Origin of the sequence: Maribacter sp. LLG6340-A2 (assembly GCF_045057105.1) — a bacterium.
Taxonomy (GTDB): Bacteria; Bacteroidota; Bacteroidia; order Flavobacteriales; family Flavobacteriaceae; genus Maribacter.
The window spans coordinates 2,229,926-2,256,347 of the sequence record NZ_CP159332.1 but is presented as its reverse complement, the minus strand read 5'-3'; the positions used below and the strand labels follow the sequence as shown (position 1 = coordinate 2,256,347).

Genomic DNA, 26,422 nt, shown 5'->3' with positions numbered 1-26,422 from the left:
TTGTTTTAAAAGTTACAAACTGCTCTTAGAATTATCTTTTGTGAAAAAAAGGCAATCCATATGTTTTAAAGTTGTTAGCTACTTAAGTATTTTATTCTATATCTAAAATTGCGTTTGCCTGATAAAACTTTAAATCAGAGTATTCAGTAGAATCAACAAAAATCACCGTATAGTCTTCGAATTTTTTAAAAATCCTTAAATACTTATATTGAAAATTGTCTTCATTAAAAAGGCCTCTTTTTTTTAAATAGTCTTTAAAATTTAATGGTTGTCCATTCTTTACATTAAACAATTCTTCAAGTCTAAAACTTAGCTTCAATCCTTCTCTTAAATTATTATGCATGTTTGATAAATAAAACAATGAACTATCTTTTTCTGTTTTCTGAAGGAAGTTGGTGTCGTATTTGAAAAATAACGTGTCTTTACCTACTTTTCTAACCTTTTTTTGTGAATATACATCCGCACATATTGATAAAAGGACTACGGTTAAAGTTAATATTCTAATATTCATTTTTTTTAATTTAAGAACTAATTGCTAACACTTTAAATTCTGAGCTTTTATCATCAATAATTTTTAAAATTTTCTTTTATAATTTGATTTAATGTTGTCCATGTAACGGATTCTTGTAAATCCTCCAAAGCTTTAAGAGCAAACTCCTTCACAAACGGATCAAGCACCCCATTAACCGTATTGTCTTTTAAAAAATTGTTCAATCTATCAGCCTCTGCATGATTAGAAGATATCCAGTCAAATTCAGGAGTATAATACTCCAAATCCAATTTTCCTTTATATTCCTTACAGTTGCTCTATTGAACACCGCCACTTCCTCATCGTCTCCGTCTGGGCAATCACTAGAAGCCGCGGTTAGGGAACGGGTCAGAGGCATAAGCAGGATGCTTGCGCCAGCGGGAAGGCAGAACACTTCGCAGTAAAATGGGCTATAACTTAAAAGAGCCTAAGGGTTTCCACCAGATATTTTTCATTTTTTTCAGTATATAAAAGTTACTTTCAGATTCATTTTTGTTGTAGTTTTTTCTATAAGCAATAATACCTAAATCTCCTTTTCTATTATAATATATGTTTAATATTTCCAAACTTGGATAATTGCCTTCGACTACTAACATAGAACTCTTATCAAAAATTCTATTAATATTTAATTTTTCAAATTCCTGAGCATGAGAATATGTACCATGAAAATACGAAATGTCCTCATCAGATAGTAAATTTTCATACATCTGAAATGAATCCGCAATAGGACAAGATATTTTTAATTTCTCTATGTCTTTACTATTTCTACATATACTATCGGAATTTTTGTAAACTTTAAGGTGATCCTGATATTTACCAATAAACCTTTTAATGACATTGTCACCTGACACTTCTGATAAAAGATTAAAATTTTCTGGAAACATTTGGTTTATAAAGATTGTTATGATTTCATAATCAGTCTTGTTTAATCTAATTTCTTGTGAGCTTTGAGCTGCACAGGAACTGATGGTCAAGTAAAATATAGAAATGACTAAATATTTCATAATAATAATAATAATAATAATATTTAATTACATGAATTCGATTTTGGCGTCACACCTCCTTGTATACTATTTGTGTCTTCAGCCCTATTGGTATTTAGAATTCGATTTCGGATAGTCGAACTGTTAGAATATAATAAATTAAATGTAGAAGTACCTTCAAGAGCACCCCATGCTAAATCTTCATAATATCGGTTGGATTCTTTGGCTCCATCCCATTCCTTTAAAGCATCTTGCAATGGCGTAATGAACTTTCTTGAAATTTCTTCATGATGAAGTCTATTGGGATTGTTATTATATGTTTTATTAACAAGGGCATTCCAAAGAATTGGAAAATTGGTGACTTCTGAGCTACCAGTAATTAGAGCATCGTCTATAAGACTAATTAGATAGGCATGTAACATTTCATGAAGTATTGTTCTAGCTATTGCAATTTGTGTGGCCTGATTAATGTAGTTTGGTTTAATATGGGTCAAATAATTGTAATCTAAAGCGTTGTCATTTGAATCCCTTTTCCAATCTGTTTCAGCATCGTTATTGGAATTGATCAAAGGATTTGCTGTTTTTATCTCCCAATCATAAACTGAATTAGGGGTGCCGAACCTAGAAATAATCATGGCAATGTCATTTTGTTGTAAGTTTTTCAGCTCAGTTAAAATCTGAGCTGAGCAAGGATCAAGTTGTGTTGATATTATACTGTTTTCTATTAGAAAGGCTTTTTTAGTCACCGATATTACAGCCACTTCGCCATCGTCTCCGTCTGGGCAATCACTAGTAGCCGCGGTTAGGGAACGTGCCGTTTTTTGCATTGGGCTATCATCACATCCAGAATATTCGGTTACTAAAACGGAATTTCCATCTATATACACGATTTTAGTAGTAATCTTAATACTACACTGTTTCCCGCCGGCGTATTTAGTTTCCATTCAAGTTAAAAAAAACCTGGCCTTAAATGCACCTAAAAAACCCTTATAAAAATAGAGGATTTTATATTTTTACGATGAAATGCTTTATTTTATCGACGAACTACCTGTATTTTGATTAGATAAAATATATTTTTGAAAAATTAAAAATATTCCATAAACCTTTTACATCCTGAAATTACGTCATTCAACCACATTTCTTTAATGACCGTATCCTTATATTTGCAAAAATCTTTTTCTGTTGAGTCATTCTTCAATCCAACAACGGTATGAACAGTCTCCCCAAACTGGGAAACTGCTGAAAACTATTGCCCAATCTCAAAATAAGGAAACCGAAACAATACAATTAAAAGGACTTACCGGCTCCTCATTATCTTTTGTATTGGCCAATGTCTTTAAAAACGCTGACCGCCCATTTTTGGCTATTTTCAATGATAAGGAAGAGGCTGCCTATTATTTGAACGACCTGGAACGTTTAGTAGGTGAGAACGATGTATTGTTCTATCCCGGCAGTTATAGAAGACCGTACCAAATTGAGGAAACGGACAATGCCAATGTTCTATTACGTGCCGAGGTTTTGAACAGGATCAACTCCAGAAAAAAACCGGCCATTATTGTCACCTATCCAGATGCACTTTTTGAAAAAGTCGTTACCCGAAAAGAGCTGGATAAGAGTACCCTAAAAATGAAATTGGGAGATACCCTTTCCCTTGATTTTTTAAATGAAGTCCTGTTTGAATACAAGTTTAAACGAGTGGATTTTGTTACCGAACCCGGTGAATTTTCTGTTAGGGGAGGTATTGTGGATGTGTATTCCTTCTCTCATGATGAGCCATATAGAATAGAGTTTTTTGGGGATGAGATAGACAGTATTAGAACATTTGATGTAGAAACACAGCTATCCAAGGAAAAGGTAAAATCTATTACCGTGGTTCCAAATATGGCCAATAAATTTTTGACCGAGAAAAGACAGAGTTTTTTATCCTATATAGCCGCTAAAACTTTGGTTTTTTCCAAGAATACCGATTTTTTATACGGCCGTTTAGACGATTTTTTTGAAAAAGCAAAAGAAGCGTTCACCAAACTATCCACAGATATAAAACATGCCCAACCAGAAGAATTGTTTATGGGTGGTGCTGACTTTAAAAAGCATTTAGCAGAGTTTACCTGTATTACAATGGATGCTAAAAAAGAGGAAACGACAACTATTGCCTATCATACAAAACCCCAACCCTCTTTCAACAAAAAGTTTGACCTGCTCATAGAAAACCTGAATAGTTACCGGGAACAGGGGTATACAAATTACATCTTCTGCGCAAGCGAACAACAGGCAAAACGCTTTCATGATATTTTTGAGGAAGTTAACGAACAAGTACATTATCAAATTATAGTATTCCCCTTATTTCAAGGTTTTATAGATGATGACCAAAAATTGGTCTGTTATACGGATCATCAAATTTTTGAGCGCTACCATAAATTCCATGTAAAAAATGGCTACGCCAAGAAACAGGCCATTACCCTAAAAGAACTCAATAAATTAGAAATTGGGGATTATGTTACCCATATAGACCATGGCATAGGTAAATTTGGCGGACTTCAAAAAATAGATGTTGAGGGTAAAAAACAAGAGGCCATCAAACTTATGTACGGGGAAAGAGACATTCTATACGTAAGTATACATTCCTTGCATAAAATTTCAAAATTCAATGGTAAGGACGGTGCCCCGCCAAAAATATACAAATTAGGCTCCGGAGCTTGGAAAAAGATAAAGGACAAGACCAAGACCAGGGTTAAAAAGATTGCCTTTGACCTTATTAAGGTCTATGCAAAACGAAGGCTGGAAAAAGGTTTTCAATATAACCCGGACAGTTATTTGCAAAATGAGCTGGAAGCCTCTTTTATTTACGAGGACACCCCAGACCAAAGTACCGCCACAGAAGATGTAAAAAGGGATATGGAAAGTGAACGGCCTATGGACCGCTTAATTTGTGGGGACGTAGGCTTCGGGAAAACGGAAGTTGCCATAAGGGCCGCCTTTAAAGCAGTGGATAACGGTAAACAAGTTGCCGTTTTGGTACCTACCACTATTTTGGCATTTCAACACCATAGAACATTTGCGGAACGTCTAAAGGATATGCCCGTAACGGTAGATTATTTAAACAGGTTTAGAACGGCAAAGGAGAAAAAAGAAACGTTACAAAAATTATCAGAAGGTAAAGTGGATATCATCATTGGAACCCACCAGCTGGTCAACAAAAATGTAAAATTCAAGGACCTAGGCCTATTGATAGTGGATGAGGAGCAAAAATTTGGCGTAGCGGTAAAGGATAAATTAAAATCCATCAAAGAAAATGTAGATGTCCTAACGTTAACGGCAACACCCATACCAAGAACATTACAGTTTAGTTTAATGGCCGCTAGGGATTTATCTACCATTACCACAGCCCCACCAAATAGATACCCCATTGAAAGTCAAGTCATTCGTTTTAACGAAGAAACCATTAGGGATGCCGTAAGCTATGAAATAGAACGTGGCGGTCAAGTGTTCTTTATTCATAATAGAATTGAAAACATTAAAGAAGTCGCCGGTATGATCCAGCGTTTGGTACCCGATGCCAAGGTGGGTATTGGCCATGGTCAAATGGATGGCAAAAAACTAGAGGCATTAATGCTAGGCTTTATGAACAGTGAATTTGATGTTCTTGTATCCACCACTATTGTTGAAAGTGGCTTGGATGTGACCAATGCCAATACCATCTTCATTAATAATGCGAACAACTTTGGCTTAAGTGATTTACACCAAATGCGTGGTCGCGTAGGGCGTGGTAATAAGAAGGCATTCTGCTATTTTATTACGCCCCCATATGAGGTCATGACTACCGATGCCCGTAAACGAATAGAAGCCCTTGAGCAATTTACGGAATTGGGCAGTGGTTTTAATATTGCCATGAAAGATTTGGAAATAAGGGGTGCAGGAGACCTTTTAGGAGGAGAACAGAGCGGTTTCATCAATGAAATTGGCTTTGAGACCTATCAAAAAATATTGGCCGAAGCCATAGAGGAACTTAAGGAGAACGAGTTTAAGGATTTATATGATGAGGTTGAGGGGCCACAGGAAAAGATATTTGTCAAGGAAACACAACTAGATACTGATTTTGAATTACTTTTCCCGGATGATTATATTAATAATATCACGGAAAGGCTTACCTTATATACAGACTTAAACCAAATAAAGGATGAAGAGGCATTACAGAAATTTGAGTCGCAATTGGTAGACCGTTTTGGAGAATTGCCGGACGAAGCTGCGGATTTATTGAATTCCGTTCGTATAAAATGGATTGCAAACAGTATTGGGTTAGAGAAAATTGTAATGAAAAAAGGTAAAATGATCGGTTACTTTATTAGTGACCAACAATCAGCATTTTATCAAACCACTACCTTTACACAAGTTTTACAATACGTACAATCTCACGCACAGCAGTGCAAGATAAAAGAAAAACAGACTCGTAATGGCTTACGATTACTATTGGTATTTGAAAATATTAGGTCTGTAGACCGGGCCTATTTAGCGTTAAAGCCGTTTGAAACAAAAGAAAAACAAATTGTTTAATGAATTTTGATTTATCTGAAAAGTTGGCCATAGTCAACGTAATTGATGCTGTAATTGTTGCAGATGGTAAAATACATAAGGGCGAAATAAATGCATTGAGCAGATTAATGTCTATCATAGATTTTGATAGTAATTTTCTAATACAGGCACGTACCATAGATACGGCCCAGAGTGTAGTTATCTTAAAGAAAATGACTCAGGACAAAAAAAATAACCTAGCACAAATTTTAGAGGATGTAGCCTTGGCAGATGGTTTTATTCACGAAAAGGAAAATGATTTAATCAAATATATTTATAACGCCATAGGCATGATGAAGGCAAAAAGAGGTTAGCATAGCCCATACCAAATACCTATTTTCTTGATAGATCATTTTGCTTTAATCTATTCTATTTTCAGTAATCATTAGGTTTTATAGCCCATTGTTTTAAAAGACCTGTCAACTTGTGTATCTTGTTGTTTCAACCAAATTAAATTAATTAGCTTGAACGAGGTCTTAATTTCTAAGGAAGAAATGCAAAAAGTGCTAAAAGCTGTATTTCTCAAATACTCTTTTTCAGAAACCCAGGCACTGACATTAGCAAAAATACATACGGAAAGTACGTTAGACGGAATTACTTCTCATGGCATTAATAGGGTGTCGGTATTTATAGATTATGTACGCAGGGGCCTTATAAACATTAGTGCATCACCTACTAAAATTGCTGAAATGGGAAGTATGGAACGTTGGGACGGTAATTTGGGTTCCGGTGTTTTAAATGCCCTAAGTGCAACAAATGGTGCAATTTCATTGGCAAAAGAGCATGGCATGGGTTTGGTAGCCTTAAGAAACACCAATCATTGGATGCGTGGCGGAACGTACGGTTGGCAAGCGGCAGAGCAGGACTGTATAGCCATTATGTTTACGAACACTACGCCCAATATGCCCGCATGGGGCGGCAAGCATAATCGTTTAGGCAATAACCCATTGGTAATTGCCATACCAAGAAAAGAAGGACATGTTGTTTTGGATATGGCATTGTCTCAATTTTCTTTTGGCAAAATGGAAAATTTACATTTAAAAAATGAGCTGCTACCTTTTGAGGGTGGTTGGGATAAAAATGACCATTTAAGTAAAAAACCTAAAGATATTATAGATTCTGGGCGTGCTATTCCCGTAGGTTACTGGAAGGGTTCCGCATTATCCATGATTTTAGACATGTTGGCAACCCTATTGTCCGCAGGAAACTCTACCTATAAAATTGGCGAAAAAGAAAGTGAAACGGCAATTTCACAAGTATTTCTTTGCATAGACCCCAACAGGTTTTCAGATAGGGACCTGCAGGAAAAACTTATAAACGAAATTATAGCATACACCCAAGATGTTGATCCCATTAAAAAAGGAGATGCTACGTATTATCCAGGAGAACGTACTATGGCTACTAGAATAAAAAATAAGAATGAAGGCATGATGGTGAGCAGTAAAATTTGGAACGAAGTTTTGGCACTGGCGCGCTAAACTATTGCCAAAATTATATTTAGTACATTTAGAAAGCATCATTTCCTTTATACATCATGAAAAAATTATTCTATGCCCTTGCCTTGCTCATTCTGGTTATAGCTTGTAAAGAGGCTCCATCAACATCTATCGCCACAGAGTCGGCCATAATTACCCCATTGGCAAAAGCCAGAATTGATTCCGTGCTACAACAGGTTGTAGATTCTAAAAATGTAGCCGGTATCTCTGCCTTGATTTTTGAAGAAGGGAAAGAGGTATATTATAATGCTTTTGGCTATGCGGATATTGCGGCAAACAAACCTATGGATCGCAATACCATTGTACAGATCTATTCAATGACCAAGCCAATTACCGGTACGGCACTGATGACCCTTTACGAAAAAGGGCGTTTTAAACTAGATGAGCCCATTTCTAAATACATTCCTGAATTTGCAAACATGAGCGTTTATGATGGGGTTGATGAAAAAGGAAATATCAAAACCAAACAACTAGACCGTGAAATCACCATTAGGGATATTACCAGACATACGGCGGGTTTTCCCAATAGAAATGATATACCAGGGTTAAGCACAGTCATGAAAAAAGCAGATGCCATGAACCGGGAAAATACCCTAACAGAAATGGCCCAAAAAATGGGTGAAACCCCTTTATGGTTTCAACCCGGCACCCAATGGGAGTATGGGCCAAGTGTAGATGTACAAGCACTGTTGGTAGAAAGAATATCTGGCATACCCTATGGCAACTATGTAAGAGAACATATTTTGGACCCCTTAAAAATGTCAGAGACAAGATATTTTATTCCGGTGGCGGATAGAAATCGTTTTGCCAAACTTTATATTAGGAAAGATGAGGGCATATTGGTTCAAGACACTATTACCTATGACAATTATACCGAACATTGGCCACTGACCAGAGGTGGTTCCGGGCTCACCTCTACCTTGGACGATTATATGCGTTTTACCCAAATGTTGGTCAATGAAGGCCAATTGGATGATATCCGGATATTACAACCGGAAACCGTTCAACTTATGGCTACCAATCATTTAGCAGACAGTATTACGGAACGTTCTTGGCTACCTACTAAAGGGCAGGTTGGGTTTGGTATTGATTTTGCCGTACGGATTGCACCCCCTAAAACACCTGAAGAAAATAACGGTACCGTAGGTGAATTCTACTGGGATGGCGCAGCATCTACCTTATTTTGGGTAGATCCGGCAAACAAATTGACCGCAGTACTTTTTGTGCAGTTGTTCCCGTATGACCAAATAGGTTTACACAAAAAATTTAGGGATGCCGTTTATGGCCCCTATCCATTTAAAGACTAAAAGACTATTGTTCGTATAAACTCAATGAATTGGTTGGCTTTCAACCTAATATATTCTCGCTTTTTACTTATCTTTCTACTTTTAAAATATACGCATGAAATTTGAAGAGTTTGTAAAAGCGGCCTTTGTAAAGTTGATTTATGAGGTTATAAATGCAGATGGTAAAGTTCACCCCGCAGAAATAGAAATACTTAATAGATTAAAAAAAGTAATTGGTTTTGACGATGCTTTTATTGAGCGAACCAAACAATTAGACTACGATAATGCCATTGTTACCCTGTATAACATACCCTATGAACAGAAAAAGGCACTAGCGGAAATTCTAGATAAAGTTGCCATTTCAGATGGGTCTGTGCATAAAAAGGAAATGGATCTGATCATAGAAACATTTATTAATATTGGTATAGGGGAAGAAACGGAATAATGGTATGACTTTTACTAGAGAAGAAAAACTGGCGCTTGTCAAAATGGTTGATTATGTTATTTTGGCGGATAGCAAGGTAGATCCCGCCGAAATGAAATTATTGACAGAGTTGATGCACCGTTTTCATTTTGACGCTTTCTTTATAGGTCAGTCAAGAAACCTCAACAAAGAAGAAGCCTATAAAATTCTTGGTGGTATGCCATTGCATAAAAAACAAATCTTGGCCCAACTTTTGGACCAAGTGGCAATTGCAGATGGTTATGTACATGAGAAGGAAATCATAAAGATTATTGAAACTCTAAATCATATGGGCATAGAACGATCTACCTTAAATAGTAGTAATCTTTAGTAATAGTTTATCATCATCTTCTCTTTTGAATTTGCAGTTATTAATTTTGTATCCCGTACCAAACAATTATAACTTGGCAAGACCCTTTATTTTGTTTTGGCCCATTAATTGCATTTAACTTGTTATGAAACCATTTCTATTTATTTATATTTTATTAGCGACACTATTCACCAATGCGCAAGGTTCAATTTCAGGTAATTTTTCGCCGGCCAAAGATTTTAAATGGTTAATTGCTTACGAACTTACCCCTGGTGGGGAACGGTATGTCACGGACACCTCCATTAAAGAAGGCACTTTTCACCTAACCATGCCCATTACGGCACAGCCAGGTATGTATAGATTGGTTTATGCTGTTCCGCAAGATGAGTTTTATATTGATATTCTCTATAATAAAAAGGAGCAGATCACTTTTAATTTCAGCTTGGAAGAAGGTATAAATATTACCGATTCTAAAGAAAACAAAGTATATAACAATTATTTTAATGCCATTACAGAAGCTCAAGACCAATTAATGGAGTTCTATGAAAAGGGTAATGGTTCAAAAGAGGAGTTTAAAACACGAATTGAAAATCTGAACTACGTTCAAAAAACCTATGAAAAAGAATCTGAGGGTACGCTTGCTCATGTTTTTGTAAAAGCTAATAAATCGTATACACCAGATCAGTATGAAGGTTTAGAACGTTATTTAAAAAATAAAAAAGCGCATCATTATGATTATTTGGATGTCAATAACGGATTACTACAAGGTTCCAATTTTTTAACGGATAAGTTTGCTAACTATGTCTTTTCCGCCTTACCATTAACAATAACCAGTGCAGAGCAATTAGAACAGGAGGTTATAAAAAATATAAACACTACCGTCAATATCATATCTAGCACACCACTATCTTTTCAAGTAAAGGCTATTCAGCAGTTATGGGCTATAGCAGATGTAAACGCTATGTCAACGGTAGCGGATTATATTTTTGAAAATCATTTAAAAAAATTGGCCATAGCCAATGGCAACCAATCCTTAGTAGATGAAATTGCAATGGCATCTAGACTAAGGTTAGGTGCAGTATCACCAGATATTACCTGGCAAAAGGACAATAAAACCTACGCCTTGTCCACAATGGAAAACGCAGAAAACTATCTGCTCATTTTTTGGAGCAGTACATGTTCCCATTGTTTAAAAGAGTTACCTACACTGCACAAGGAACTTAAAAAACATCCTAGTTTAAAAACCATTGCGATAGGTTTGGAGGACAATGAATCCAATTGGAAAAAGGTTTCTGCCACATTACCGGATTTTAACCATGCTATTGCCTTAGGAAAATGGGAAAGTGAATATGCCAAGACCTTTGGCATCCAAAGTACACCCACCTATATTGTCTTGGATAGCGAAAAACGAATACTTGCCAAACCAGAATCCGATAAGGAATTGATAGATTTTTTGGAAAATTAGAGCGACTTTAAATCCTTAATGGTTTTAAAAGCCATATCTACCTGTTCGTCATTGACCAGAATTGTAAATTCATTCGTTGTAGAAATTACTTCATATAGGACTATTCCTTCCCAGGCCAATCGTTGAAATATGAAATAGTAAATACCCGGAACGGATACATTTTCTGCAGGTAACTTAACGGTAATTGATGAAAGGTCTTCTGCTTTTTGGGTGCATTTTTCATCTTTGAACAATAACTCAACGGTTTTATCCATCACATTACTGATCACAATATTTATTTCATTGACACCACGACTAGAGGTGTAAAATACATCTTGGTTATTATTGATTTCTTCCAACAATTTTGCTTGGTGCACCAATATTTTATCAGATGCCAAAAAGGTATAATCAGTCAAAGAAGAACGCACGGTAATTTCACCAATATTCTTTAAAACCTTTAAAATTTTATGGGTTGCCCTAAATTCCAAGTCATCTGACAATCTTTTTAAGGCCATCACAATAGCTCCATTGCGAATATCCTTGCCAAGCTCATGCTCAATTTCAGGTTTTACAATTCTTGATAATGAGGTAAGGTTGATGATTCCTTGGGCCAGTGCACTTTGTAAGAACGGTTTCTTCTTAATGTACTCTTCTACGACTGATGATATTGTCTTCATTTTGTTGTTTGGTTGTTGTTATGATGCAAATATAACAACTTGTTACAAATAAAACAAAATGTTTTTATATAAAATCTACCTACCCAGCCAATTACCTTAAAAATGATAAAAAGCCGCTTCTAAATGCTCAAGTTCAAAACGTTTCTTGTTCTTTAAAATGGTAATAATATCGAACCGTACGTTAACGTCTAGATCATTATCCGTTACATAATGGTTGGCGGCCATTACCAGAAGTTTTATTTTTTTAGGGGTTACGGTTTCAGCAATAGATTCTATATAATCTGACCGTCTAGACCGGACTTCAATGATGGCCAAATCATCCTCTTTTTTAGCTATAATATCAATTTCCGCTTGTAGATATCTGTAATTTCTATAAACTATATGATATCCTTTTTGGGTAAGATAGTCTACCGCTATTTGCTCTCCTTCCTTTCCAAATTCATTATGTTTCCCCATAATATTGCTGCATAAATATGTAATTCATCGAAAATAACGGTGTTTCAACGCTAAATTGATATATAATATCGTTATTTGAATCAAGAAGTATCGAAAATAGATAGTTTAAAATACTATAGCAAATTTCGAAACGTTTAGCATAGAAGCCCCAACTCTACGAACGTAATACAAATGCCTATTTAAGATTATGGAATATTTCATTAATTGTAATACTTCTACTCTTGCTCCGTACACCGCACCCTTAGACCAAATAAGAGCATCTCACTTATATAGGAGGTTAGGTTTTAGTGCATCGGTATCCACCATTAACCAAACCGTTGGACAAAATGCCGGTAACCTAGTGGATAATTTAGTGGACCAAGCTTTGAATATGCCCCCAACACCTGCTCCTACTTGGGCAAATTGGACCAATGCAAACTATCCTGAAGATGATGAGGCGCGCAACCAATTGCGTAATCAACAACAACGGGAATTTAGATTAACCTATGCCAATGCCCTTTTAAACAATAATCTTAGGGATAGGCTTAGTTTCTTCTGGAGCAATCATTTTGTAACGGAACTAGAAGTATACAACTGTAACGCATACCTCTATGAATATATTAATTGTCTGCAGCGTAACAGCATAGGCAATTTCAAGACCTTTGTCCATGAAATAGGGCTAACCAATGCCATGTTATATTATTTGGATGGTGTGTATAATAATGGGAACAATCCCAATGAAAATTATGCACGTGAACTGTATGAACTTTTTACCCTTGGTGAAGGGATCGCCTATACAGAAGAGGACATCATTGAAACGTCAAGGGCGCTCAGTGGTTATGTAGAACGTGGAGAAATAGGGTGTTCGCCAGTTACTTTTGACCCAACTAAGCATGATACCGGATCAAAAACCATTTTTGGCCAAACAGGTAATTTTGGGTACGATGAGGTAATAGATAACCTATTTGAACAGCGATCAAGCCAAATAGCAGAATTCATTTGCCGTAAGCTTTATGAATTTTTTGTACACCCAGACTCAAGGGATGAAGCTAATAATGCTCAAGTTATTATTGACGGAATGGCCGCAACATTTGAAGCTAGTAATTTTGAAATTGCTCCGGTTTTAAGACAGTTGTTTAAAAGCCAGCATTTCTTTGATGATGAAGCCATTGGGGTAATTATAAAAAGTCCAATTGACTTTTATTTTAACACCTTAAAAGAGACCGATTTTACCTATAACGATACCAATGTTGCGGAAATGGTGAATTATAGCGCTTTATTGAGCCAAGAAATCTTTGAGCCTTTTGATGTTGCCGGATGGCAACGAGACAGGTCGTGGATCAACACCAATTTCATGATTGGCCGTTGGCTTACCATTGAAAGCATCATTGAAGGTTTTTATATGGCAGACAATGAGGAATTTAGAAGTTTAGGCCTTGAAATTTCAGGTAATGATGGTTTAACCAGTACCAATCCTGATATAATTGCCAGAGCAATAATCGACTTTATTTTACCTAAAGGCTTATTGAACGAGCCTGAATACGAAAAGGCGTTCGCTATTTTTAGAAGCGATGTTGAAGATGCGTATTATGAAGGTGGCAATCAAAACACTTGGACATTGGCCACATGGCCACAAGCTCCCTATCAAGTGTATCTTTTACTTCAATATTTAGCAAGACAACCTGAGTTTCAATTAAAATAACACCTACGACTATGTGCAATACACACCACTCTCCATATAAAGGTCTGCAACATGAAGGCCATGACGATGAACATAAAACCTGGAGCAGACGTTCCTTTTTACAGGCAATGGGTATTGCTGGTTCTGGGTCCATGATGCTAGGTGCCAATATGTTGACCGCCTCATCCCCTTCCCCTCTGTCAGCTGGAATAGCCGCAGCAGAAACGGACAATATTCTAATTTTAATTCGCCTTTCTGGAGGTAACGACGGTCTTAGCACCATCATTCCTTTGGAACAATATGACAGTTACGCCAACGCTAGGCCAAATATTTATGTTCCGGAAAGTAAAGTTTTAAAACTAACCGATGAATTTGGAGTTCCTTCATACATGAATGCACTTGCCCCCATGTGGCAAGAAGGACAGTTCAAAGCCGTTCATGGAGTAGGATATGAAGGCCAGAGTCTTTCCCATTTTACAGGTTCGGATATTTTTGCTAATACGGATATTACCACCACTGGCTTTAGCGGTGAAAAAACCGGTTGGATGGGCAGACATTTTGAAAGTATATACCCAGATTATCTTATAAATCCGCCAGCAGCCCCAGCGGCTATCCAAATAGGTCAGTTTGGTAGTTTGGTTTTTCAAGGCGATGAGACCAATTATGCCTTCGTGACCTCTAACATAGACCAATTAGAGGAAATTGCGGAGTCTGGCGTAGTGTATGGTTTAGAGGACAATTTATTTAACGATTGTATGTATGGCGACCAACTAAAATTTCTTAGAGGAGTAGCCAATACCACATATGAATACTCAGGTATTATTCATGAAGCATATGAACGTGGACAGAACCAAGTAGAATATCAGGATAACGGTTTTGCAAGACAAATGGCCTTACTGGCACGTTTGATCAAAGGTAATCTAGGCACCAAGGTATACATGATCAGCATGGGCGGCTTTGACACCCACGGTAACCAACCGGAAGCACATGCACGCTTAATGACCACCCTATCTGTTGCGGTGAATAATTTTTACGAAGATTTAGCCTTTACCCAACAAGACAACAAAGTGTTAAGTATGACATTTTCTGAATTTGGTCGAAGGATATTTGAAAACGGTTCCAATGGTACCGATCATGGTAAGGCATCACCTACCTTGTTTTTTGGCTCAGGACTAAATGGTAGTGCATTTGTTGGGGACCACCCTACCTTAGATGACCCAGATGGCCGTGGCAATCTAGAGTATACCATGGATTTTAGGGATCTATACGCAACCGTTCTTGCAGAATGGCTTTGTGTGGACATCCCTTTGGTACAGGCACATCTGCTAAACTATAAACCCTATGTACCTGTAAATTTAGGCTTTAGTTGCAGTGGAGAACCTTTTCCGGATATAGCGTATAGTGATGGTGATGTTACACCACCTGTTAGACCAGACGAGGATTCAGAGACCCCGTTCGATCCAGATTTATTGAACGCAGTGGTCCATAAACCTTATTATCCTACGGATAGCACCCCACATATCTATTTGGAAATGCCATTTTCAGCCCATGTAGATATTCAACTTTATAATATTCTAGGTCAGAACGTAGGCACCGTTTTTAATGAAATGATGTTTGAAGGTTCTACCGAAATCAATATACGAGAGCGCATGCCCGAACAACTATCTACCGGTAAGTACATTTATCGTATCAGTGTACAAAATCAAAAAATGAGTAAATCGGTAATGGTAGCTTAAACTGTTTCCCAAAGAATAATGCCCGGTTCATCGTTGATGTTATCGGGCATTTTTTATGTCAATTTGGTTTTCTTTTCCCCGGTTTGAAAAGACAGTTCTTTTTTTACCCTATGGTGCTTGTCTTTATGCACCACAGTAACATCCTTATTATTTTCATCGTTACCTGCGAATTTAAAATTTGCATCCAAAATCAACTTTTTATGTTTTCCTGTACTCATAAGTAAATACTTTAATTACTAAAGATTCTTTATATAATAACAGTCTATCTTGAGCATTCGTATAAATATTGAATATTTCACTTCCTTATTTTCTTGAATACTTCCACTTACAATTGATAAGAATTTGGTAAATCTCCCAGCAAATTCAGTATTTTTGCAGCTTAATTAATTTTTGATGTCCAAGACCGAATCACCCTCTAGATATACGATTACCGCAGCATTACCATACACCAATGGTCCAATACATATTGGTCATTTGGCCGGTGTTTATGTACCTGCAGATATTTACGCTCGTTACTTAAGATCAATAGGTAAAGATGTTGCCTTTGTTTGTGGTAGTGACGAACATGGTGTTGCCATTTCAATGAAAGCAAAAAAAGAAGGCTTAACACCTAAAGATATCATCGATAAATACCATGCTATTATTAAGCAGTCCTTCATGGATTTTGGTATCACCTTTGATAATTATTCTAGAACTTCTGCTCCCGTGCACCATAAAACAGCATCAGAATTCTTTATAAACCTGTATGAAAAAGGAGATTTTATAGAGGAAACTACTGCTCAGTTGTACGATGAAGAAGCACAACAGTTTTTAGCAGATCGCTTCGTCATAGGCACTTGCCCAAAATGTGGTAATGAAGAAGCGTATGGTGATCAGTGCGAAAACTGTGGGTCCAGTTTAAATGCAACCGATTTAATAAATCCGAAATCAACTATAACCGGTACCGTACCCACAACCAAAGAAACAAAACATTGGTTTTTACCTTTGGATAGATATGAAGAATTCTTAAGAGACTGGATTTTAAAAGGCCATAAAGACGATTGGAAGCCAAATGTATACGGCCAATGTAAATCATGGATAGATGGTGGCCTAGAACCAAGAGCGGTCACCAGGGATTTAGATTGGGGAATACCCGTACCCGTTGATGGTGGAGAAGGAAAAGTACTTTATGTATGGTTTGATGCGCCTATAGGGTATATATCATCTACCAAAGAGTGGGCTGCGCGTGAAGGTAAAGACTGGGAACCCTACTGGAAAGATGAAAATACGAAACTAGTGCACTTTATAGGGAAGGATAATATCGTTTTTCATTGTATTATTTTCCCTTCTATGCTAAAAGCGGAAGGAAGTTATATTTTACCGGAAAATGTTCCTGCCAACGAGTTCTTGAACCTAGAAGGCAACAAGCTTTCTACTTCTAAAAATTGGGCAGTATGGTTACATGAGTATTTGGTAGATTTCCCTGAAATGCAAGATTCGCTGCGCTACACATTAACAGCGAATGCTCCGGAAACCAAGGATAATGATTTCACCTGGAAAGATTTTCAAGCCCGCAACAATAATGAGTTAGTAGCCATTTTAGGGAATTTTATTAACCGAGTTGTGGTATTGACCAACAAATACTATGAAGGTAAAGTACCAGCCGCAGGAAGTTTAACCGATGTTGACACCGAGACACTTGAACAATTAAGAAAGTACCCAGAAATAATTTCAAGCTCCATTGAACGCTATCGTTTTAGGGAAGCTGGTCAAGAACTAATGAACTTAGCACGCTTAGGTAATAAATATTTAGCGGATGCAGAACCATGGAAGGTAATTAAGGTTGACGAAGAACGTGTAAAAACCATTATGAACGTAGCCCTACAAATTGCTGCCGGGTTAGCGGTTCTGAGCGAACCATTTTTACCATTCACATCTAATAAACTAAAGAATATTTTAAATCTATCTTCGTCGGAGACTGAGCGTAGTCGAAGTCTTAATTGGGATGATGTTTTAACAAAAGAAGCATTGCTACAACCAGAGCATCAAATAAACAAAGCAGAATTGCTATTTAGAAAAATTGAGGATAGTGAAATTCAAGCGCAGTTAGATAAATTGGAAGCGACCAAAAAAGCAAACGAGAACGAAAACAAAAAAGCAATGCCACAAAAAGACACCATTACATTCGACGATTTTTCTAAATTGGATATGCGTGTAGGTACTATTATTGAAGCTGAAAAAATGGCGAAAGCCAAAAAACTTTTGGTTTTAAAAGTAGATACCGGTTTAGATGTTAGAACCATAGTATCTGGTATTGCAGAAAGCTTTAAGCCAGAAGATATTGTAGGCAAAAAAGTTACGGTACTTGTTAACCTGGCACCAAGAGCATTACGTGGTGTAGAAAGTGAAGGCATGATCTTAATGACAGAAAATGCCGATGGAAAATTGGTGTTTGTCAACCCAGATGAAGATGGGGTAAACAATGGGGAAGGAATAAATTAGAAAACGACTTTTATTCATTAAAAAAAGCCTTGACGAATATTCGCCAAGGCTTTTTACTTCAACTCAATTGCCATTGGTTAAAATTGTTCTAGCATATGCTTATCATTAAGCGCATATTTAGATTTTACAATTCGTTTTACGGTTGTAGCCTCATGCTTGTCATGCAGCATTTTAGCACTATGTAATTCCAATCTTTTATTATGTTTGGACACAAAATTCTTTATCGTATTCATTTTTTTTGCTTCAGCATTGTATTTAGATGCTGTTTTTACCAATTGGTTCACTGACTTACCTGATGGGTCATAACTGTCAACTATAGTACCGTTTTCATCATAATAGTCTATACGAACCAGCTCTCCGTTCTCATAATATTCAATACTAAATAGCACGTTAGTTCCATAATATCCTTCAATAGTATCAATAACTCCATTAGTATCATAGGCGTACAGATAGTAATAGCTTATTTCACCTTGGTCAAAATAATCTGTTCTGGTATTTTGGTTAAAGGAGTTGAAATAAGAACGTAAGACTAAAATACTGTCCTCATAATATTCATAGTACTCCAAATATCCATACTCATCATATTTGTCAAAGTAAATTAAATTGCCATTACCATCAAAAGTTTCTACGTGGGTAAGGGCGCCAATCTCATCATAAGCATATACCAATGACTCTATTAAAGAACCATTTTCATAGAACTCAATAGAAGTAACCCCACCAAAATCATTATAGATATACAGTGCCTCCAAAATTCCTTGGGCATTGTAACCTTCGGCCCTTGATATTACTCCATTGGCATCATATTCATACAAATAGGTAAAATCAAGCACCCCTTCTTCATAATATTCTTCCTTTATCCAATTTCCAACTTCATCATAATAATCCTTCCACTCTATATTTCCGTTTTCATCATAAAATGTAGTGGTATAAAGACCTCCGTCTTCATAAAATTCTGAATCTGTGGTTGCGGTAATATTTCCCAGGCTATCAAAATATTCAATCGTTACAATATCATAATACCCGGCAGGCATGAGCATCCATTTTTGCTTATAAGAATATTCTAATTCTCCAGTATCATAATACACATAGATTGTCTCTTCAAAAGAGCCATCAACTAGGTATTCCGTACTAAAATTCAACAAACCTGCGGTATAACTCTCATAACTCAGTTGTACACCTTCTTCATATATAGTTATATATTCAGTTCCTGAGCCATTGTTATAATTTCTTTCCGTTAAAAGTTCATTGGCATCATAAAGAAATTTATCTTCTATATTTCGTGTAATGTCATTGGATGTAATTTTACTGGTTACTTTTCTTTCCTGTAAAGTGTGTACCGGCAAATAGACAAAATCGGTTCGATGTTCTGAAGTTGAACTACTACTAACTGGGTCATCATTTTGGTATTGTGATGTAAAATTATTGCTATGTACCATATCCAAACCTCCGTAGTTTAATTGTTCGTTATAGGAATAGGTGGTGGAGCTTTCAACCTCACTTAAGGAGTTATATTGGTATACCTCATCATTAGTTTCAAAAGTACTTTCCAATTGCTGAACCGATAGTCTATTGTTCTCATAGGTATTTCTAAATTCTTTTTCAGAAACATAAACATTTACATTTTCCCGGATTGTTTCTTTATAAACCACCACTTGGTTTAAACTGTTCCATTCGGAAATTTCAAAATACCATTCTATCGTTTGGTCAGGGTTAGCTATGTTTATACGTTCAACCTGGTTAGAGCCGTTATAGATCAGCTCCATGACTTCAGTTTTATCGGTTATTGGGTAAACCCAACCAGAAGCTATTAGTCCCGGACCTACCTCTGTCCTTGTCAAGGTTGTAGGCAAACCGGTTTCATTATGGTTCTGGTAATTTAGTTCCATTAACATCCTACCCGAATATCGCAACATTATATCAGTAGAAACTAAAAGGCCGCTTTCATCAAAAGTATTTCTATATACTGCAGATGGTGGTATTTGTGCCGCATATAAAGATTCTAGCGTTGGCAATACGTGGGTAAGGGCTACATTTTCAACAGGTGTATACGCCAAATCCAGTGCATTGGCCATATTCACCGCAGCGTCTTCTGGATACACAATGTTAAACACTTTTCCTGTTTGCTTAGAAATATTGATAACCATATCGGCCAAGGCGGAGGTTATGGAACTTGAAAAATCCAAATTTTGAATACCTAGAGCACTAATAACTTCTGGGGTTATCTCAATACCATTATCGTGGTTTTGATCATCATCCAAAGTCTGTAAAAAAGCCGCAATATTCTTTGCTACAGAGTTGTCTATAGTAGCAGAAGCATCGGTATCTTGAGCAATATCAATAGGTGTAATTTCAGCTTTTGCGCCAACACTGCCAATAATTACCTCACCAACTTTAAAGGTTATCTCCTCCCCTTCTATATATTTAAATTCCCCATTTTCATTGGTAACACCAGATTGTGTCGCGGTAGAAAATGTTAATCCCTTTACTGCTCCATCAATAAAAGCTCCCGTCAAAACTTCAACAGCAGGTTCTTCCTTGGGCGGGTCTTTTTGAACGGGTTTTTCCGGTTCAACAGTGTCATCAGTTTTGCTACAGCCCATTGCGAGCAATAACGTAAAAATAATTGTGCATACTTTAATTTTCATAATGTAGTGGATTTTGGTTATGATTAAAATTATGGTTAGGGCAATGAATGCCTGATCATACTTAATTTTTATAGCTATGGGGGAAAGAAATAGTATACCGGGGGTGAGTATTACAAATAAATAATAGGATTGTCTTGATTTCAATACCTAATAATGGGTATTTTTAAAAGTTATAATTGAAACCTACATGCAGTTAGTATCCTACATTTTAAAAAATACCCAACTACCGAAAAAAGGAATAGAAAACACCATTGAGCTTTTAAATACCGATTGCACCATACCTTTTATTTCTAGATACAGAAAAGAAAAAACCGGAAATCTAGATGAAGTACAGGTAGGCGCCATAGTTCAATATAAAGAACAGTTTGAAGCTCTTGAGAAACGAAAAAAAGCAATTATAAAGGCTGTAGATGAACAAGGTGTATTAACAGCTGAATTAAAACAAAAATTTGAAAACGCTGAAGATTTAACGCAATTAGAAGACCTCTACCTACCTTTTAAAAAGAGTAAAAAAACCAAAGCCGAGGTTGCCCGTAAAAACGGATTAGAGCCTTTAGCGAAAATCATAATGGCACAGCGCGATGATGATATTGAATTTACAGCCTCTAAATATTTGAACGATACTATTGAGAATGAAGACGATGCTTTGGAAGGTGCCCGTCATATCATTTCGGAATGGATCAATGAACGAACAGATATAAGAGCATCTATAAGGTCTCAGCTGTCAAGATTTGCCATTATAACCACCAAAGTAATAGGAACTAAAAAAGACGATGAAAAGGCTCAGAAATTTCGAGATTATTTTGATTGGAGCGAGCCGTTAAATAAATGTCCGTCACACAGACTTCTAGCCATCTTACGAGCAGAATCCGAAAAATTCATACGAGTAAAAATTGAATTGGATGACGAACGTTTATTAGACAGAATTGAAAATAGAATCATAAAAACGAACAATGCCTGTGCCAAACAAATAGAGTTGGCTCTTGCAGATGCGTACAAGAGATTATTATTTCCGTCCTTATCAAACGAACTGCTCAAAACAGCAAAAGAAAAAGCGGACGATGATGCCATTGCGGTTTTCTCCAATAATTTGAGACAGCTATTGTTAGGTGCCCCATTAGGAGAAAAACGTATTCTTGCCATTGACCCTGGTTTTAGAACAGGTTGTAAGGTCGTTTGCCTAGATGCACAGGGCAATTTGGTACATAATGAAACAATTTATCCACATGCGCCACAAAATGATGTTGCTGGAGCAATCAAAAAATTAAGTTCATTGGCAAATGCATATAAAATAGAAGCAATTGCTATTGGTAATGGTACAGCATCTAGAGAAACAGAGCAGGTTGTAAAGAAGGTTATTTTCAACAATCCTGTTGAAGTGTATGTAGTCAGTGAAGCAGGAGCCTCTATTTACTCCGCCTCTAAAATTGCCCGTGAAGAATTCCCTAATTATGATGTTACCGTTCGTGGTGCGATATCTATTGGCAGGCGCTTAGCTGATCCCCTTGCAGAACTGGTTAAAATTGACCCTAAGTCTATTGGTGTAGGGCAATATCAACATGATGTTGACCAAACTAAATTAAAGAACTCATTAGACACCGTGGTTGAAAGTTGTGTGAACTCGGTCGGCGTAAATATCAATACCGCCAGTGTTCCATTATTGAGCTATGTATCTGGTATTGGTCCGAAACTGGCAGAGAATATCGTTGCCCAACGAAAAGAAAAAGGGGCCTTTAAAAGTCGTAAAGATATTATGGCGGTTCCTCGTTTAGGCGGTAAGGCATTTGAACAGGGTGCAGCTTTTTTACGTATCAAAAATGCTAAAAACCCCTTGGACGATTCTGCCGTACACCCAGAAAGTTATAGCATTGTCAAACAAATGGCAAAAGATAAGGGAACAGAAATTTTATCCTTGATCGGAAACAAAACGCTTCTTAAAGAAATTGACCTTAAAAAATACTGCACCAATGATGTTGGGCTACCCACATTAGAAGATATTCGTTCAGAGTTGGAAAAACCAGGGTTGGATCGTCGTGAAAAAGCTAAGGTGTTCACTTTTGATCAGACCATTAAATCCATCACCGATTTGCATAGCGGTCAATTGTTACCAGGTATTGTAAATAACATTACCAACTTCGGCTGTTTTGTAGATATAGGTATCAAAGAAAGTGGTTTAATACATGTATCAAACCTTTCGGATTCTTTTGTGAAAGATGTAAACGAGCATGTTCATTTACATCAGCAAATTATTGTAAAGGTCTTGGATGTTGATGTAGCCCGAAAAAGAATTCAATTGAAACTTCATAAATAATTAGGTCGATGCTAAAAATCGCCTATCACCCCATATACAAACATCCATTACCAGAAGGACATCGGTTTCCGATGGAAAAATATGAGCTATTACCACAGCAATTAATTCATGAAGGTACCTGTACCGAAGCTAATTTCTTTGAACCCGAAATTCCGAATGACAAACACATCGTTGCAGTGCACGATGTAGAATATTTCTATGATTTGTTGAACATTATGATTTCGCCCAAAATGGCGCGCAAAATAGGCTTTCCATTATCGGAAGATTTAGTTGAAAGAGAACGCATAATTGCCGACGGCACCATAAAAGGGTGTGATTTTGCCTTAAAATATGGCATTGCCATGAATATTGCCGGTGGAACCCACCATGCCTATAGCGACCACGGTGAAGCGTTTTGCATGTTGAACGACCAAGCAATTGGGGCACAATATCTGTTGAACAAAGGACTAGCTAAAAAGATTCTTATAGTTGACCTAGATGTACACCAAGGCAATGGCACGGCAGAAATATTTCAGAACAATGATGCGGTTTTTACTTTTTCTATGCATGGTGCCGGTAACTATCCATTTAAAAAAGAAGTGTCGGATTTAGATATTCCGCTGCCAAAAGGCACAACCGACAAGGAATACCTTACTATTCTAAAGAAAAAATTACCTGAACTGATAGCTAAAGTTCAACCAGATTTTATTTTTTATTTATGCGGGGTCGATGTTTTGGAAACTGATAAATTAGGGACTCTTGCCATGACAAAAGAAGGTTGTAAAACAAGGGATGAAATTGTCTTGAACACCTGTCATACCTTAAATATACCTGTACAATGTAGTATGGGTGGTGGTTATTCTCCAGACATCAAAATTATTGTGGATGCCCATGCAAATACCTTTAAAGTAGCGCAATCCTTGTATGATTAATGGAATGTTCAAAATAATAAGGGCCTTCATATCGTTAGCAATAAAAGAAATATTAGATGCATATTAAATTCTCATTATTATTGATCCTGCTATTTTTCAATAATAAAAATTACGCCCAACATGAAATTGCTAAAATAACGGAAGTTTATAAGAACCGGATAATTACTCCTGATGAGGTGTTGCCCTTAGTAGATGAAGAACATAATAGGTATGCCTTATTATTATTAAAGAATAGAGAAATAGACGGCTTTTTATTTAATTCCAAAAACGAAATAGAAGGAAAATTAAGTCTAGAGGGAAAGGCCAGATCGTACAAACAGGTCCTTGGTAAGTCAATATTGGAAAATCAGGATTTTGTAGTGTATTTAACAAATAAGAGAAGGAAAAAGTTTGCCTCTTCGCGCTTATCATTTGCAACAAATCAGATAGCGTTCCACGAAATAGATTTAGACTTAGGAAATGAAGATATTTTACAAACGGCAGAATACAATAATAAATTTCATATCCTAACCATTGTCCCTAAAACATCTACAATACATATTTATCGTTTTGAGAATGATAAGGATTTCACCAAGCATGTTCTAGATTTTTCAGACCATTCTTTCCTCAATAGAAAACAGAAAATTGCGAATCTCTATGATATGATAACCGTAAATAGTGGGTTCTATGGCCTGGACAGGTCTATAGATCTAGTAAGGATAAAAAAAGATGACCCTACTACCCTTGAAGTCGCTTGTAATCCTACTAAAATATATCAAAATGAAAATTATATCACCATTACCATGGATAATAACCATGATGTTACCCAACTTATAGATATTGATTTAGCATCATTGACCGGTAATGCCAATAGTTTTCATCAATCTATGGTCAATTGGGCATATAGGGACAAAAACAGTAATTCATTTGTAGATGAGGATATTCTATATCAAATAGAAAGTACAAGACAGGTACTACACTTAAAGGCCCAAAATTTTAGAACTGGTGAATTCATTAACGAACATAGCGCACATGAAAATGAAAATATAAAATTTAAGAATTCATCCATTGTACAGACAGGTGGTACTTTTGACAACCACAGAACCTTTGAGGAGACCAGTGTATTGTTAAGAAAAATGAATAGGGGCAAAATAGGAATTGCGGTACAGAACCAAGGAGAAAACAAACTAATTTCCTATGGCGGTGTTATAGAAAAAAACACAAATACGGGAATGGTAATGCCTGGTTTTGGAATACCCATAGCTGCCTTTGGTAGCGTTACCATATTTTTTAACCCAACATTTTTTGCCTATCAATCTTATACCGCAACAAAAGCCATACAGGTAGATGCCCTTTTCAATTCTGCTTTTGAGCATCAAAGCGGTCAACTTAAGGAAAATATCTTTGACAAGATTGAAAATTTTGAAATTGAAAACAAAAGCTCTCCTGCTGGAAGAACGGTATTTAAAATGAACGGCGCGTATATTTTAGGTAATTATGATGCCTTTAACAGAACATATAAATTACGTTCTTTCAATTAAATTATAACTACAACCTCAATATCTATTTAATCATTTGAATTTAAAATTAATTGAAACAGATTATTATTAAATAGCCTATAAGTTTAAATTTACGGCATGAAAAAGCTCGTAATTCTCTTAAACTTAATCTGTTGTTCCTTTTTAACAGGCCAAAGCACCAACAATGACACCATTGATAGCCGTTGGAAAATGTTTACTTATGACGTAGGCAATATGTTTAAGGGGGTTGGGCATAGCTATACCCGGCCATTACATTGGCAAGGAAAACAATGGGCCCAATTTGGAGCTGTTGTGGGCGGTACCGGTCTGGTATATCTGGCAGATGACAACACTTCTAGGTTTATCAGGAACAATAGAGAAGGCATACCAAAGTTTATAAGGGATTATGGGGAGTTTTATGGTAGTCCATCAAATAACTATATAGCAACGTCTGGGGTATATGCCGTAGGGTTGATCACAAAGAATGAAAAACTAAGAAGAACCGGGGTTTTATTGATATCATCTGCTACTTCTGCAGGACTTTTACAACAGGTATTAAAATCTGTGGTGGGCAGGGCTAGACCACTGGCCAATTTAGGTAAGGATACTTTTGACCCATTTAACTCTAGTAGAAATTTCCATTCATTTCCGTCAGGTCATGCTTTGTTGGCTTTTACCAATGCCTATGCCATTGGCAAACAATTTAAAAACCCTTGGGTAAAAGCCGGAATTTATACTGTAGGTGCCATACCGGGTATCTCACGCGTTTGGGATGGACAACACTGGTTAAGTGATATGGTCTTTGCTTTTGCGATTAGTATTGCAACTGTTGAATCCATTGACAAATACTTAGACAAAAAATATGATGAGAAATACAACGACCAAAATAAAATGGTTAGTTGGAATCTTAATTTTGGACCGGGACAAATGGGTGTTACCATAAACTTTTAGTGATTACATAATTGC

At 36.6% G+C, this 26,422-nt stretch carries 22 protein-coding genes; 14 read left to right on the top strand and 8 right to left on the bottom strand.

Annotated elements, in window-relative coordinates:
• Positions 1-91: 91 nt before the first annotated feature.
• The 4 genes from ABVM52_RS09540 to ABVM52_RS09525 all read right to left on the bottom strand — a co-directional run bounded on the left by ABVM52_RS09540 (position 92) and on the right by ABVM52_RS09525 (position 2,456).
• Positions 92-511, bottom strand: coding sequence for a hypothetical protein (locus tag ABVM52_RS09540; protein WP_405379895.1), 420 nt, complete (start codon positions 509-511; stop codon positions 92-94).
• A gap of 53 nt (positions 512-564) precedes the next feature.
• Positions 565-780, bottom strand: coding sequence for a hypothetical protein (locus ABVM52_RS09535; RefSeq protein WP_405379893.1), 216 nt, complete (start codon positions 778-780; stop codon positions 565-567).
• 159 nt (positions 781-939) lie between these two features.
• A complete protein-coding gene (locus ABVM52_RS09530) occupies positions 940-1,533 on the bottom strand; it encodes a hypothetical protein (RefSeq protein ID WP_405379891.1) in 594 nt (197 codons plus the stop codon).
• Positions 1,534-1,556: 23 nt separating this feature from the next.
• Positions 1,557-2,456 (bottom strand): hypothetical protein, encoded by a 900-nt coding sequence (locus ABVM52_RS09525; protein ID WP_405379889.1) that lies wholly within the window; start codon positions 2,454-2,456, stop codon positions 1,557-1,559.
• 238 nt (positions 2,457-2,694) lie between these two features.
• Here ABVM52_RS09525 and mfd point away from each other — a divergent pair, with 238 nt between their 5' ends.
• From mfd to ABVM52_RS09490, 7 genes are all read left to right on the top strand, one after another.
• Positions 2,695-6,063 carry a transcription-repair coupling factor gene (mfd, locus tag ABVM52_RS09520; protein WP_405379887.1) on the top strand — a complete coding sequence of 1,123 codons (3,369 nt, stop codon included), beginning with the start codon at positions 2,695-2,697 and terminating at the stop codon, positions 6,061-6,063.
• Entirely contained in the window at positions 6,063-6,395 is a 333-nt protein-coding gene (locus ABVM52_RS09515) for a TerB family tellurite resistance protein (RefSeq protein ID WP_405379885.1), read from the top strand. The genes mfd and ABVM52_RS09515 overlap by 1 nt, the downstream gene beginning before the upstream one ends.
• A gap of 150 nt (positions 6,396-6,545) precedes the next feature.
• A complete protein-coding gene (yiaK, locus tag ABVM52_RS09510; protein ID WP_405379883.1) occupies positions 6,546-7,559 on the top strand; it encodes a 3-dehydro-L-gulonate 2-dehydrogenase in 1,014 nt (337 codons plus the stop codon).
• Between the two features lie 56 nt (positions 7,560-7,615).
• Positions 7,616-8,884 (top strand): serine hydrolase domain-containing protein, encoded by a 1,269-nt coding sequence (locus tag ABVM52_RS09505; protein WP_405379881.1) that lies wholly within the window; start codon positions 7,616-7,618, stop codon positions 8,882-8,884.
• Between the two features lie 94 nt (positions 8,885-8,978).
• Positions 8,979-9,308, top strand: coding sequence for a hypothetical protein (locus ABVM52_RS09500; RefSeq protein ID WP_405379879.1), 330 nt, complete (start codon positions 8,979-8,981; stop codon positions 9,306-9,308).
• Positions 9,309-9,312: 4 nt separating this feature from the next.
• Positions 9,313-9,657, top strand: a complete 345-nt coding sequence (locus ABVM52_RS09495) for a hypothetical protein (RefSeq protein WP_405379877.1) — start codon at positions 9,313-9,315, stop codon at positions 9,655-9,657.
• A 124-nt stretch (positions 9,658-9,781) separates the two neighbouring features.
• A complete protein-coding gene (locus ABVM52_RS09490) occupies positions 9,782-11,101 on the top strand; it encodes a TlpA family protein disulfide reductase (RefSeq protein WP_405379875.1) in 1,320 nt (439 codons plus the stop codon).
• On the opposite strand, the gene ABVM52_RS09485 is transcribed toward ABVM52_RS09490, so the two are convergent.
• Both ABVM52_RS09485 and ABVM52_RS09480 read right to left on the bottom strand, forming a co-directional pair.
• Positions 11,098-11,757 (bottom strand): aspartate kinase, encoded by a 660-nt coding sequence (locus ABVM52_RS09485; RefSeq protein ID WP_089258864.1) that lies wholly within the window; start codon positions 11,755-11,757, stop codon positions 11,098-11,100. The genes ABVM52_RS09490 and ABVM52_RS09485 overlap by 4 nt on opposite strands.
• A 96-nt stretch (positions 11,758-11,853) precedes the next feature.
• Positions 11,854-12,213 (bottom strand): YraN family protein, encoded by a 360-nt coding sequence (locus ABVM52_RS09480; RefSeq protein ID WP_405379872.1) that lies wholly within the window; start codon positions 12,211-12,213, stop codon positions 11,854-11,856.
• Between the two features lie 187 nt (positions 12,214-12,400).
• Between ABVM52_RS09480 and ABVM52_RS09475 the strand changes: the two genes are divergently transcribed.
• Together ABVM52_RS09475 and ABVM52_RS09470 are read left to right on the top strand one after the other, a co-directional pair.
• A complete protein-coding gene (locus ABVM52_RS09475; protein WP_405379870.1) occupies positions 12,401-13,894 on the top strand; it encodes a DUF1800 family protein in 1,494 nt (497 codons plus the stop codon).
• Between the two features lie 11 nt (positions 13,895-13,905).
• Positions 13,906-15,609 carry a DUF1501 domain-containing protein gene (locus ABVM52_RS09470; RefSeq protein WP_405379868.1) on the top strand — a complete coding sequence of 568 codons (1,704 nt, stop codon included), beginning with the start codon at positions 13,906-13,908 and terminating at the stop codon, positions 15,607-15,609.
• 53 nt (positions 15,610-15,662) lie between these two features.
• Here ABVM52_RS09470 and ABVM52_RS09465 read toward each other — a convergent pair whose 3' ends face one another.
• Positions 15,663-15,827: a hypothetical protein gene (locus tag ABVM52_RS09465; RefSeq protein ID WP_405379866.1), complete on the bottom strand. Its 165-nt coding sequence runs from the start codon at positions 15,825-15,827 to the stop codon at positions 15,663-15,665.
• A gap of 175 nt (positions 15,828-16,002) precedes the next feature.
• Between ABVM52_RS09465 and metG the strand changes: the two genes are divergently transcribed.
• Positions 16,003-18,090 carry a methionine--tRNA ligase gene (gene metG, locus ABVM52_RS09460; RefSeq protein ID WP_405379864.1) on the top strand — a complete coding sequence of 696 codons (2,088 nt, stop codon included), beginning with the start codon at positions 16,003-16,005 and terminating at the stop codon, positions 18,088-18,090.
• Between the two features lie 77 nt (positions 18,091-18,167).
• Here metG and ABVM52_RS09455 read toward each other — a convergent pair whose 3' ends face one another.
• The gene (locus ABVM52_RS09455) at positions 18,168-20,735 is read right to left on the bottom strand and encodes a hypothetical protein (RefSeq protein ID WP_405379862.1); all 2,568 of its coding nucleotides are present in this window, start codon (positions 20,733-20,735) and stop codon (positions 18,168-18,170) included.
• Between the two features lie 187 nt (positions 20,736-20,922).
• Between ABVM52_RS09455 and ABVM52_RS09450 the strand changes: the two genes are divergently transcribed.
• From ABVM52_RS09450 to ABVM52_RS09435, 4 genes are all read left to right on the top strand, one after another.
• Entirely contained in the window at positions 20,923-23,046 is a 2,124-nt protein-coding gene (locus ABVM52_RS09450) for a Tex family protein (protein WP_405379860.1), read from the top strand.
• A gap of 8 nt (positions 23,047-23,054) precedes the next feature.
• Complete coding sequence (locus ABVM52_RS09445) at positions 23,055-23,957, top strand: histone deacetylase (protein WP_405379858.1); 903 nt, start codon at positions 23,055-23,057, stop codon at positions 23,955-23,957.
• Between the two features lie 56 nt (positions 23,958-24,013).
• On the top strand, positions 24,014-25,477 hold the full coding sequence (locus tag ABVM52_RS09440) for a hypothetical protein (protein ID WP_405379856.1): 1,464 nt from the start codon (positions 24,014-24,016) through the stop codon (positions 25,475-25,477).
• A 96-nt stretch (positions 25,478-25,573) separates the two neighbouring features.
• The gene (locus tag ABVM52_RS09435) at positions 25,574-26,407 is read left to right on the top strand and encodes a phosphatase PAP2 family protein (protein WP_405379854.1); all 834 of its coding nucleotides are present in this window, start codon (positions 25,574-25,576) and stop codon (positions 26,405-26,407) included.
• Positions 26,408-26,422 lie beyond the last annotated feature (15 nt).